Annotated in this window: 10 protein-coding genes; 6 read left to right on the forward strand and 4 right to left on the reverse strand. The window is 70.2% G+C overall.

What is annotated here, in order from left to right; genetic code table 11:
- Positions 1–6: 6 nt before the first annotated feature.
- The 6 genes from ACIBQX_RS27110 (at position 7) to ACIBQX_RS27135 (ending at position 6,718) form a co-directional block, all read left to right on the forward strand.
- A complete protein-coding gene (locus tag ACIBQX_RS27110; RefSeq protein ID WP_397009195.1) occupies positions 7–801 on the forward strand; it encodes an NAD-dependent epimerase/dehydratase family protein in 795 nt (264 codons plus the stop codon).
- A gap of 286 nt (positions 802–1,087) precedes the next feature.
- The gene (locus tag ACIBQX_RS27115) at positions 1,088–2,029 is read left to right on the forward strand and encodes a carbohydrate ABC transporter permease (protein WP_397009197.1); all 942 of its coding nucleotides are present in this window, start codon (positions 1,088–1,090) and stop codon (positions 2,027–2,029) included.
- Positions 2,013–2,882, forward strand: coding sequence for a carbohydrate ABC transporter permease (locus ACIBQX_RS27120; RefSeq protein WP_397009199.1), 870 nt, complete (start codon positions 2,013–2,015; stop codon positions 2,880–2,882). The genes ACIBQX_RS27115 and ACIBQX_RS27120 overlap by 17 nt, the downstream gene beginning before the upstream one ends.
- A gap of 44 nt (positions 2,883–2,926) precedes the next feature.
- Complete coding sequence (locus ACIBQX_RS27125) at positions 2,927–4,210, forward strand: ABC transporter substrate-binding protein (RefSeq protein ID WP_397009201.1); 1,284 nt, start codon at positions 2,927–2,929, stop codon at positions 4,208–4,210.
- Positions 4,211–4,284: 74 nt separating this feature from the next.
- On the forward strand, positions 4,285–5,565 hold the full coding sequence (locus tag ACIBQX_RS27130; protein WP_397009203.1) for a Gfo/Idh/MocA family protein: 1,281 nt from the start codon (positions 4,285–4,287) through the stop codon (positions 5,563–5,565).
- 25 nt (positions 5,566–5,590) lie between these two features.
- The gene (locus tag ACIBQX_RS27135) at positions 5,591–6,718 is read left to right on the forward strand and encodes a hypothetical protein (RefSeq protein ID WP_397009205.1); all 1,128 of its coding nucleotides are present in this window, start codon (positions 5,591–5,593) and stop codon (positions 6,716–6,718) included.
- 62 nt (positions 6,719–6,780) lie between these two features.
- Here the strand turns inward: ACIBQX_RS27135 and ACIBQX_RS27140 are convergent, their stop codons facing one another.
- From ACIBQX_RS27140 to ACIBQX_RS27155, 4 genes are read right to left on the reverse strand one after another with little or no spacing between them, the layout of a single operon-like run.
- A complete protein-coding gene (locus tag ACIBQX_RS27140) occupies positions 6,781–8,664 on the reverse strand; it encodes a DUF6807 family protein (RefSeq protein WP_397009207.1) in 1,884 nt (627 codons plus the stop codon).
- A 1-nt stretch (position 8,665) separates the two neighbouring features.
- Positions 8,666–9,712, reverse strand: coding sequence for a mandelate racemase/muconate lactonizing enzyme family protein (locus ACIBQX_RS27145; RefSeq protein ID WP_397009800.1), 1,047 nt, complete (start codon positions 9,710–9,712; stop codon positions 8,666–8,668).
- Complete coding sequence (locus ACIBQX_RS27150) at positions 9,712–10,590, reverse strand: 5-dehydro-4-deoxyglucarate dehydratase (RefSeq protein WP_397009209.1); 879 nt, start codon at positions 10,588–10,590, stop codon at positions 9,712–9,714. Before ACIBQX_RS27150 ends, ACIBQX_RS27145 begins: the two co-directional genes overlap by 1 nt.
- On the reverse strand, positions 10,587–11,492 hold the full coding sequence (locus ACIBQX_RS27155) for an NAD-dependent epimerase/dehydratase family protein (RefSeq protein WP_397009211.1): 906 nt from the start codon (positions 11,490–11,492) through the stop codon (positions 10,587–10,589). Before ACIBQX_RS27155 ends, ACIBQX_RS27150 begins: the two co-directional genes overlap by 4 nt.
- Positions 11,493–11,707 lie beyond the last annotated feature (215 nt).

An 11,707-nucleotide genomic window follows, 5' to 3' on the forward strand; every position in this document is an offset into this window, starting at 1 on the left:
TGATCCATGCGCATACTCATGACCGGCGCCGCCGGGAAGGTCGGCACGCTGCTCCGTCCCCGTCTCGCCCGTGAAGGCAGGACCCTGCGCCTGTCCGACCTTCAGCGGGTGGAGCTCGGGGCAGGCGAGGAGCAGGTGATCGCGGACCTCGCCGACGAGGCCGCCATGGCGACGGCGATGAAGGACGTCGACGCCGTGATCCACCTGGGCGGGCAGAGCCGCGAGCATCCGTGGGCCGACATCGTCAGGTCCAACATCGACGGCATGTACGTGCTGATGGAGGCCGCCAGGAAGGCAGGCGTGGCGCATCTGGTGCTGATGGGCAGCCATCACGCGGCCGGCTTCCACACCCGGCCGCCGTCCGGCGAGGAGCTGCCGGACTACGCCTTCCCCCGGCCCGACACCTTCTACGGGGTGAGCAAGGTCGTCATGGAGGGGATGGCCAGCCTCTACCACGACAGGTTCGGCATGAACGTGACCGTGATCAGGCTCGGCACCTGCAACGACGGCCCGTCCGACACGCGCGGCCTGGCCACCTGGATCTCCCCGGACGACCTCACCCGACTGGTGGAGGCCGCGCTGACCGCGCCCGGCTTCCACGTCGTCTGGGGGGTCTCCGACAACGCGCGCCGCTGGTGGTCGCTGCGGGAGGCCGAGGCCATCGGGTACGTCTCCCAGGACGACTCCGAGTCCAGGGCCGCGGCGCTCATCGCCGAGCACGGCGAGCCGGATCTCAGCGACCCGCTGCACGACCGGGCCGGCGGCGTCTTCACGCTGAAGGAGCTCGGCGGCTCCTGGTGAGCGTTTCTGTTTGACAGCCGCCTCGATCGCGCAGATCGGGGCGGCTTTTTGGTTGCCCTGATCGCTTGCTTGAAGGTGCAACCGGTTGTAGAGGTTCATGAGGTGACTCAAAATGTTAAGAACATGTGACAACCTATAAATAGGCACTGACCTGCGAGGACAAAGATAACGATATATCGGTAACGGGTTTGTAACGCCTGCAAAGGGTTGACGAATCTTTTACATCCCCTATAGGAATGCGCTATCCGATCCCGCCGTGCCCGGGCTGGACCTGGAAGAGGGATGTATGTCCGAAACGATCTCGCCCCCAGGAAGCCTTCCCCGACCCCCCCATGTGAACGTTCACAAACGGCGGGAGGCCCGTGCGGCCTACGTGTTCCTCGCGCCGTGGTTCCTCGGCCTCTTCGTGGTCACCGTGGGGCCGATCCTGGCCTCGTTCTACCTGTCGTTCACCGACTACAGCCTGCTGGAAGAGGCTCAGTGGGTCGGGCTCGGCAACTACCGGGAGATGTTCTTCGAGGACTCCCGGTTCATCGCCTCGCTCCAAGTGACGACGATCTACGTGGTCGTGTCCGTCCCGCTGCAGCTGATCTTCGCCCTGGCCCTGGCCCTCGCGCTCGACCGGGGACTGCGCGGCCTGTCGTTCTACAGGTCCATCTACTACCTGCCGTCGCTGCTCGGCGGCAGCGTCGCCATCGCCATCCTGTGGCGCAAGATCTTCGGCTCCGACGGCCTCGTCAACGGGGTGCTGGCCCTGTTCGGCATCCAGGGGCCGGGCTGGGTGTCCGACCCCGACACCGCGCTCGGCACGCTGATCCTCCTGCACGTGTGGACGTTCGGCGCGCCCATGGTGATCTTCCTGGCCGGGTTGCGGCAGATCCCGCAGAGCTACTACGAGGCGGCGTCGGTCGACGGGGCCGGCAGGCTCCGCCAGTTCCGCTCGATCACGTTGCCGCTGCTGACACCGATCATCTTCTTCAACCTGGTCCTCGAAGTGATCAAGTCGTTCCAGTCCTTCACCCAGTCGTTCATCGTCAGCGGCGGCGACGGGGGACCTGCCGACTCCACCCTCTTCTACACGCTCTACCTCTACCTGAAGGGCTTCAAGAGTTACGAGATGGGCTACGCGGCCGCCATGGCGTGGGTCCTTCTGCTCCTCATCGCCGGACTGACCGGCGTGAACTTCCTCGCGTCGAAGTATTGGGTCTTCTATGGCGACACGAAGTAAGCCGATCCCGCTCCTGTTCCGGCCACTGCCGCGCCGGAACCACCTGCTGAAGCACCTGCTCCTGATCGGCTTCGGCCTGATCATGCTCTATCCGCTGCTGTGGATGATCTCCAGCTCGCTCAAGCCGGAGGAGCTCATCTTCCGCGAGCCGGGGCTGTGGCCGAGCACCGTGACGCTGGACAACTACAGCGACGGCTGGACGGCGCTCAAGCACTCCTTCGGCTACTACTTGTGGAACTCCGCCGTCATCACCGGTCTGTCGGTCCTGGCGAACCTGGTCGCCTGCTCGCTGGCGGCCTACGCCTTCGCCCGGCTGGACTTCCCCCTGAAGAAGATCTGGTTCGCCATCATGCTGGGCTCGATCATGCTGCCGCACCACGTGACGGTCGTGCCGCAGTACATCGTGTTCGCCGAACTCGACTGGATCAACACGATCTGGCCGCTGATCGTGCCCAAGTTCCTGGCCACGGACGCGTTCTTCATCTTCCTGATGGTGCAGTTCATCCGCACCCTGCCCAGGGAGCTGGACGAGGCGGCCGCCATCGACGGCGCGGGCTACTGGCGGGTGTTCCTGCAGGTCATCCTGCCGCTCTGCATGCCGGCGCTGGCCACCACCGGCATCTTCACCTTCATCTGGACCTGGAACGACTTCTTCAGCCAGAACCTGTACCTCACCAACTCCGACAACCTCACGGTGGCCGTCGCGCTGCGTCAGTTCCTCGACTCCAGCGGCGAGTCCTCCTGGGGCCCGATGTTCGCGATGTCGATCGTCTCACTGGGCCCGATCTTCGGGTTCTTCCTGGCGGGACAGAAGTACCTGATCAGAGGCCTGGCGACCACGGGTTTGAAGTAGTTCCTCTGCACCCCCCTGCAAACTCTTCAAGAGGAGGTAGAGCTGTGAACTTCAGCTCTCGCACGACCAAGTGGACGGTCGCCCTGCTGTCGGCCGCCGTGATGACGACGGCAAGCGCCTGCGGCGGCGGCAGCGGCGGCGATGCGGCCGAGGACGGCAAGGTGTCGATCGTCTTCGCCTACTGGGGCAGCGACGCCCGGCAGAAGCTGACGGAGGAGGTCATCAAGAAGTTCGAGGCGAAGAACCCGGCCATCGACGTCGAGGGCGAGTTCTCCAGCTGGGACAACTACTACGAGAAGATCGCCACCAAGGTCGCCGCCGGGGACGCCCCCGACGTGATGAGCATCGAGATCCGCGGCCTCAGCGAGTACGCCGGCCGGGGCGCGCTCGCCGACCTCTCCGGCAAGGTCCCCTCCGCCGACCTCGACCAGCAGGTGCTCGCCAGCGGCCAGATCGAGGGCAAGCAGTACGCCATCCCGACCGGTGTCAACGCCTTCTCCATGATCGCGAACCCGGCGGCCCTGGAGAAGGCCGAGAAGGAGCTGCCCGACGACACCTCCTGGACCTGGGACCAGTGGGTCGACCTGGCCAAGGAGATCTCGGCCACCGGCGGCGTCACCGGTGCCGAGTACAACTTCAACCCCGCCTTCCTGCAGATCTACGCCGCCCAGCGCGGCGAGAAGTTCTACGACGGCAACAAGATCGGCATGTCGGTGGACACCATCAAGTCCTGGTGGGCCATCCATCAGGAGCTGATCGAGACCAAGGGCTCGCCCGACGCCGCCAAGAGCGCGGAGATCGGCGCGACCGGCCCCGAGCAGTCACTCCTCGGCACCAGCACCGGCGCCATGGGCATGTGGTGGAGCAACCAGCTCAACGCCCTGGCCAAGTCGGCCGGGCAGGAGATGACCCTGTTGCGGATGCCCAAGACGGAAGGGGCCACCACCGGCGGGATGTTCCTGCAGCCTGCCATGTTCTACACCGCCTCGGCCAAGTCCGAGCACCCCGCCGAAGCGGCCAAGCTGATCGACTTCCTGGTGAACGACCCGGACGCCGCCGCCACTCTGCTGAGCGACCGTGGCCTGCCCACCAACGCCAAGGTGCTCGCCGCCGTCAAGAACAAGCTGCCGGCGGTCGACCAGAAGACACTGACCTTCATCGACGAGGTCAAGGGCGAGCTGAGCCCGATCCAGGCGCCGCCGAAGGGCGCGCTGGAGATGGAGGACATCCTCAAGCGCAACTCCGAGGAGGTCATGTTCGGCAAGGCGACACCGGACGCCGCCGCCCAGAAGTTCCTGTCGGAGGCGAACGCCGCCATCGCAGGCTGACCCACAAGAGTTGACCCACCATGGCCGGGGGCCTGCTGAGGCCCCCGGCCGCCACCACGATCGGGGAGAGACAGTTGAGCAAGAAATATGCCCTTGTCGGCCTTGGCCACCGCGCGCAGATGTACGTTGACGCCCTGCTGGGGGACTGGCAGGACGCCGGCACGATCGTCGCGTTGTGCGACACCAACCAGACCCGGATGAGCTACTACGCCGAGCAGATCGGCGGCCAGGTGCCGTGTTTCGACCCTCAGGAGTACGGCAAGGTGCTGGAGTTGGCCGACGCCGTCGTGGTCTGCACGGTGGACGCCACCCACGCCCGGTACGTGGTCGCCGCCCTGGACGCCGGGCTGGACGTTGTCGTGGAGAAGCCGCTCACCGTCGACGCCGAGAGCTGCCAGGCCATCGCCGAGGCCGCCGAGCGCGGCACGGGCGAGCTGGTGGTGACTTTCAACTACCGCTACTCACCGCGTAACTCGGCCGTCAAGCGGCTGATCAGCGAGGGGGCGATCGGCGACATCACCTCCGTGCACTTCGAGTGGACCCTCGACACCATCCACGGCGCCGACTACTTCCGCCGCTGGCACCGCGACCGCGCCAACTCCGGCGGGCTGCTGGTGCACAAGTCCACCCACCACTTCGACCTGGTCAACTGGTGGCTGGGCGCGGCCCCCGAGCTCGTCTTCGCCCAGACCGACCTGCGCTTCTACGGCGACGCCCTGCCCCGGGGCGAGCGCCCGGCACGCGGCCAGGGCGCCCCGGAGCTGGGCAGCGACCCGTTCATCCTGGACATCTCCACCGACGAACGGCTCAAGCGCCTCTACCTGGACGCCGAGCACGAGGACGGCTACATCCGCGACCAGGACGTCTTCGCCCCCGGCGTGAACATCGACGACAACATGTCGGTCCTGGTCCGCTACGCCAACCGGGCCACCCTCACCTACTCGCTCACCGCGCACGCCCCGTCCGAGGGCTACCGGGTGGCCTTCAACGGCACCCAGGGCCGGATCGAGCTGGAGGTCTGCGAGCGGTCCTGGACCCCGCCGCACGCGGCCATCGACCCGAGCGCCGCGAGCAAGGAGCACGCGGCCGAGTCCTGGGAGCGGCTCACCCTGCACCGGCACTGGCAGGAGCGCGAGGAGGTGCCGATCGAGCAGGGCGCCGGCGGCCACGGCGGGGGTGACCGGCTGCTGCTGAACGACGTCTTCCGCGGCCCCGGCGACGACCCGCTCGGCCGCCCCGCCGGCTACCGCGACGGCATCCGCAGCGTGCTCGTCGGCGTCGCCGCCAACCGCTCCGCCGCCACCGGGCAGCCCGTCCACCTCACCGCCGACGGCACCCGCCTGGCCGATGGGTGAGCCGTACCGACCACTGAAACGTGGCGTGGCCGAGCTGCGTCACCTCGGCGAGTTCTCCGGGCTCGCCGAGGTGGCGGTGCGGCAGCGCGGCGTCTTTCCCGACGCCGCCCCCGGGCCGGTGCTCAGCGGGCGGGCCCGGGACGTGATCGGCGTGCTCGACCTGACCGCCGAGGACGTCAGGGTCGAACGTACGTGGACCGCGGGCGACCTGGCCGGCGAGGAGCTCTCCTGGTCGGTCGGGTACGGCCCGCGCACGCACGCGTACCTGCTGAGGCCGCGCGAGGCCACCGGTCCGCTGCCCGGCGTGCTGGCGCTGCACTGTCACGCGGGCATGAAGTGGGCGGGCAAGGAGAAGATCGCCGACGGCCCCGAGCCGCCCACGCCCGAGGTCCTGCGGCTGCGCGAGCAGATCTACGGCGGCCGCGCCTATGCCTGTGAGCTGGCCGGACGCGGCTTCACCGTGCTGGCGCACGACGTCGTCGGCTGGGGCAGCCGCAGGTTTTCCCTGGCGGACATGCCCCGGTCGATCACCGCGCAGACCGACGGCCCCTCGCCGTCACCCGTCGGTCGCGACGACGTGCCGGTCGGGCTCCCGCTGTCACCCGCCGATCGGTACGACGCGGCGGCCGGGCTGCACGAGCACGTCCTGGAGAAGTACTGCACGTTGCTCGGCACGTCGCTGGCCGGTGTCGTGGCGGGTGAGGACCTGGCCGCGGCGGCCTACCTGCGGTCCAGGGGCGACGTGCGCTCGGTGGGCTGTGTGGGTCTGTCAGGGGGCGGGCTGCGGGCCGGTCTGCTCGGCGCGTTCGATCCGGACGTCAGCGCGGTGGTGATCGCCGCGATGGTGTCCTCCTACCGCGACCTGCTCGACGGCTACGTCGCCTCGCACACCTGGATGTTCTACCCGCCGGGCCTGTCCCGGCTGTGCGACTGGCCCGCCCTGGTGGCCGCCCGCGCGCCGCGACCGCTGCTCGTGCAGTACGCCGGACGGGACGAGCTGTTCCCGCCCGAGGGGATGCGCCGGGCGCACGAAACCCTCTCCCGCCGCTACCCGGACGGCGGCTACGAGGGCGTCTTCCACGACGCCCCGCACGCCTTCACCGCCGCCATGCAAGAGCAGGCCTTCACCTGGCTCACCGCCCGGCTCAGCTGAACCGGCTCGGCTGAACCGGCTCGGCTGAACCGGCTCGGCTGGACCGGCTCGGCTGGACCGGCTCAGAGGCCGGTGGCCAGGGCGGCGGCCTCCTGACGGGACAGCCGGCCGTCGGTCACCACGACGGTGACGCGGCGGGCCAGCTCCTCGGCGAACTCCAGCGGCGTGTCCCAGGCCGGCGCCGTCCCCACCCCCGGATACTCGGCGACCCTGACGAACCACGGATCGTCGTCCTGCGCGAACAGCAACGTCCAGTCGTCGGCCGCGAGCGCCAGCCACGGCGCCCGCGAGCCGCGCACCCGCTCCTCGCCCTCGGCGTCGGCGGTGAACACCCGCAGCCCCGCCGAGCCCGCCGGCGCCCGCCAGAAGAAGCCGCCGTACCCCGCCCCCACCCGCCCCTTGGTGGCCGAGCTGCGCACGCTCAGCGGGCCGCCGGTGAGGTTGCGCAGGGTGAACGCGAAGTCCAGCGCCCACCCCCGCGCCGCGGGCGCCGCTCGCACGGTCCGCTCCTCACGCACCAGCGGCTCCTCGCCGGGCCGCTCCCACAGCAACGTCTCGGTGAACCCCGAGGCGTCGCGGGCGGTGAACGACACATGCCGTTGGACGCCGTGGTCGTCGAGCCAGGCCGGCCCCTGGTCGCGGACGTAGGTGCGTCCGCCCCAGAAGTTGCGCCCGCCCAAATCGGTCACGGCCACGCCGGCGCCCAGATGGTGCGGGTGGTCGTCCGGCCGCGACTCGGTGACGATGACGCCGCCGAGTGTCCGTACAGGGTGGAGGAAGGGCCTCGGCGCGGCGGTCAGGGGCAGGTCGGGGGCGGTGGTGTAGTCCGCCACCACCGTGCCCGCCACCGTGAGGGGCACGGCCCAGCTCAGCCCCAGCTCGGAGAAGAGCGTCAGCCGGTCCGCGCAGGTGTCCACCACCCGCGCGATGCCCGGCAGCACCCGCCCCTCGCCGGAGCGGTCCTGGTGGTCGGCGGCGATCGGCAGCGGGTCGGGCGCGACCCTGATGGCCTCCATGACCTCCATGAACGCGCCCGTCCGGTGGATCGGGACGAGCAGCCCGCCGTCGGAGCGCAGGTGCTCGACGAGGTTCTCCAGCAGGTCGGTACGGCCGTAGCGGCGCACCGGCCCGTCGTTCACCTGGACCTCGTCCAGGGTGTAGGTGAGCCGGATGCGTCCGCGGTCTCCGTGTACGACCACGTAGGGCTCGTCCCGCGCGGCCGCGCACAGGGTCACGGCCGCCACGATCGGCGGGCCGTCGGCCAGGTGCACGCGGATGGCGGAGGTGTCGTCGGACTCGATGTCGTTGGCGTGGAAGAGCTCGGTCTCCACCGAGGCGACGGCGCCGCGTTCCTCGGCACCGGCGACGGCCAGCGCGGTGGCCAGGGCGTGCGCGAACGGGTTGGTGAGCGCCCCGTCGACCACGTCCACGCCGTCGAGCACTCTCCTGCCTGCCCACGGGCTGCGGGTGAAGTAGGTGGCGGGCCGCGGCCACGCCCCCGCGACGCCGATGCCGGTGACGCGGCCGATCGCGCCGCTCGCGATCAGCTCGCGCACGGCGGGCACCGCGGCCGAGCCCAGGCTCTGGAAACCCACCTGACAGGCCAGCCCCGCCTCGGCGGCGGCCCGCTCCATCCGGTCGAAGTCGGCCAGCGTGGCCGCCGTCGGCTTCTCGACCAGGACGTGCGCGCCCGCCTTCAGCGCGGCGACGGCCAGGTCGGCGTGCGTGGGGATGGGCGTGGCCAGGATCGCGATCCGCGCCCCGGTGCGCTCGATCAGCGCGGGCAGGTCGGCGGAGATCTCAGGGGAGCCGAGCCCGGCCAGGCTCTCCTCCTCGACGGGCCGCACGTCGCAGACGCCCACCAGCCGCACCAGATGGGTCAGGCGCCGCAGCCGGTCCAGGTGATGGGAGCCGAAGCCGTGCGCTCCGGCCAGCACGACGCGCATGTCACCTCCAGCGGAGGCCGAGCCCCCGGTGCTCGCCGACGCGCAGCGTCGCGCCGTCCACGTCGACAGGGTACGGCTCGGCGAGCAGCCCGAGCGCGGCGAACGAGGCGTCCTCCACGTCCTCGGCCAGGCACGGCAGCGGCAGCGTGAGCGCGAGCTGCCCCGACAGGTCGGGCAGCAGATGCGGGTAGACCGGCAGGTCGTAGGTCCGGGCCAGCTCCACGATGCGCAGGAACGGGGTGATGCCCCCCACCCTGACCACGTTGGGCTGCACGACGTCGCAGGCGCCCGCCGCCAGCAGATCCCGGAAGCCGTAGACGGTGTAGACGTTCTCGCCGACCGCGATCGGCACGTCCACGGACCGGCGCAGCTCCACGTGGGCCGGCACGTCGTCGGCGGGCAGCGGCTCCTCCAGCCAGTGCAGGTCGTACGGGGCCAGCGCGGCCACGGCGCGGCGGGCCCGGTGCAGGTCCCACCGCTGGTTCGCGTCGATCATGAGCAGCGTGTCCGGGCCGATCACCTCGCGGACCGCGGCGACCCGCTCGACGTCCTCGCGCAGATCCGGCCGGCCCACCTTGATCTTCACGCCCGGGTAGCCCGCCGACTTCCACCGGCCGGCCTGGGCGACGAGCTCGTCCAGGGAGTAGTGCAGGTTCACGCCGCTGCCGTACACCGGGACTTCGTCCCTGCGCCGGCCCAGCACGTCGACCAGGCCGCGCTCGCCGCAGCGCAGGTCCCACAGCGCCAGATCCACCCCGGCCAGCGCCACCGTGGTGATCCCGCCGGGCCCCGCCTCGCGCAGGTGCCGCCAGAGCCGGTCCCACACCACCTCCGGGTGCGGGTCCAGACCGATCAGCGCGTCGCGGATGTCGTGCTCCAGCAGCGCCCGCACCGCCCGCGCGCCGATCTGCGGCGTCCAGGAGAACCCGGTGCCGGTACGGCCGTCGTCCAGGGTGATCTCCACTACCAGCACGTGGTTGACCGGCACGTCCGGCCCCCACGGCCGGCTCAGCCGGGCCGTGTGGGGGGTGACCTTGAGGTCGCGGATCACGGCTTGCCGACCAGCGAACGTCCGTGCTTGATCAGCGCCTCCAGCTCGGCCACGTCCTCGGGTGAGGCGTCGACCAGCGGAGCCCGCACCGGTCCTGCCGCCACGCCGCCGAGCCGTACTCCCGCCTTGACCAGGGCGACGGCATAGCCGGGCACCTTGGCGCGCAGCTGGACGAGCGGCTCGTAGAACTCGGTGAGCAGCTGATGGGCGCCGTTCAGGTAGGCGGTGGCGATGTCCGGCGCGAAGGCGAAGGCGGCGGAGGAGTAGAGCTCGACGCCGAGCCCGCGGTAGGCGGCCATGGTGAGCTCGGCCGTCGGCAGTCCGTTGAAGAAGGTGAAGTCGTCGCCGATCTCCCTGCGCACCGCGAGCACGATGCGCTGCATGAGATCGATGTCGCCCAGGCCGTCCTTCAGCCCGACCACGCCGGGCACCCTGGCCAGCTCCACCACCTGGGCCGGGGTGAGCACCACGGAGCCGCGCTGGTAGACGATGACCGGCAGGATCGCGGCCACCGCGCGCACATAGGCCACGAAGCCCTCGTGGGTGCCCATGGACAGGTAGGGAGGCATGAGCAGCAGGCCGTCGGCGCCCGCGTTACGAGCCGCCGCCGCCTGGTTGAGCGCGGCGCCGAGCGGTCCGCCGGCCCCCGCGAAGACGGGCGCCCTGCCACGCGTGGTCTCGGTGGCGACCCGGACGACGGTCGCGTGCTCGGCCTCCGACAGGGCGGCGAACTCACCCGTGCCGCACGCCGCGAACACCGCGCCGGGGCCGTGCTCCAGGCCCCGGCCGATGTGCTCGGCCAGCGCGTCCACGGCCGGTTCCCCGGACGGCGCGAACGGGGTGACGGGGAAGAAGAGGACTCCGCTGAGGTTCATCCGATCTCCAGTTCGGTACGCCAGCTGCGCTTGGCGATCCAGCCGAGCATGCGCTCGGCCTTGGCCGAGGTGAAGGCGGGGGCGGTGCCGGTCAGGGGGGAGGCGATGGACTCGGTTGTCCGGGCGGTCTCGGTGGTGGGCATGACCTCGGGCAGGAGCTCGGCGAGAGGCCGCCTGGCCAGCGCGTCGGCGGCGCCCGCGAAGAAGACCTCGCCGTTGGGCAGGCCGGGGAGCCGCTCGATGAGCACCGAGATCATGTCCGAGGCGTCCCTGGCGTCGATGTAGTTGAACAGCGAGACGCCGGCCAGCTCCGGCCGGTCCAGGCGGTCGGCGATCGTGTGGCCCGACTGCGTGGGCGCACCCGCCCACTCCTCGGGCGCCACCACGAAACACGGGCGCACGGCCGCGAACTTCGTCTCCGAGGTGCGCGCGAAGGACACCATGGTCTGCTCCGCCACGAGCTTGGACAGGCTGTAGGAGTTCCACGGCTTGGTGGGGTGCTCCTCGTCGATCGGCAGGTAGCTCGGCGTCCAGCCGGAGGGCGCGCCGTAGCCGATGACGGTGGGGCTGCTGGCCACGACGACGCGGCCGACGCCGAGGCTGCTCGCCGCCTGGCACACGTTGAAGGCCAGCTGGGTGTTGGTGCGGAAGGTCAGCCCGTCGGTCCGGCTGAACGGCGTCGCGATCGCGGCCAGGTGCACGACGACGTCGGGCCGGAAGCGCGCCATCACGTCGTAGGCCTCGCCCAGATCCGTCAGGTCGGCAGGCAGCGTGGCCGCGGCCTCGTCCGGGGTGCCGGCGGAGACGTCGACGCCGATCACCTCGTGACCCGCTTGCGCCAGCGTGGTGACCAGGCTGCGCCCGAGCCTTCCGGCGCTGCCCGTCACCAGTGTTCGTGTCATCCTTGGCTCACCCTCCTGTAAGGGTTCGTGTTACCGCAACCGGTTGCAAAAGTATCGAGGCGGTGTTGGGAGAACGTCAAGCCGCGCTGCTCTCGCCTGCGGGGTGACCCAGGCAGGTGCGAATCGATAAGGTGGGCTTAGGCGGCAGGCAAGGCGTTATCACGGTCCATTGACAGTGATACAAGCGCTTGCATTAATGTACAGGGCATGGTCGG

The organism is Nonomuraea sp. NPDC049714 (assembly GCF_044465295.1).
GTDB lineage: Bacteria > Actinomycetota > Actinomycetes > Streptosporangiales > Streptosporangiaceae > Nonomuraea.

Coding starts and splice junctions, on each gene's coding strand:
- ACIBQX_RS27110 (WP_397009195.1), top strand. CDS start 7: ATGCGCATACTCATGACCGGCGCCGCCGGGAAGGTCGGCACGCTGCTC.
- ACIBQX_RS27115 (WP_397009197.1), top strand. CDS start 1,088: ATGTCCGAAACGATCTCGCCCCCAGGAAGCCTTCCCCGACCCCCCCAT.
- ACIBQX_RS27120 (WP_397009199.1), top strand. CDS start 2,013: ATGGCGACACGAAGTAAGCCGATCCCGCTCCTGTTCCGGCCACTGCCG.
- ACIBQX_RS27140 (WP_397009207.1), bottom strand. CDS start 8,664: ATGCGCGTCGTGCTGGCCGGAGCGCACGGCTTCGGCTCCCATCACCTG.
- ACIBQX_RS27150 (WP_397009209.1), bottom strand. CDS start 10,590: ATGAACCTCAGCGGAGTCCTCTTCTTCCCCGTCACCCCGTTCGCGCCG.
- ACIBQX_RS27155 (WP_397009211.1), bottom strand. CDS start 11,492: ATGACACGAACACTGGTGACGGGCAGCGCCGGAAGGCTCGGGCGCAGC.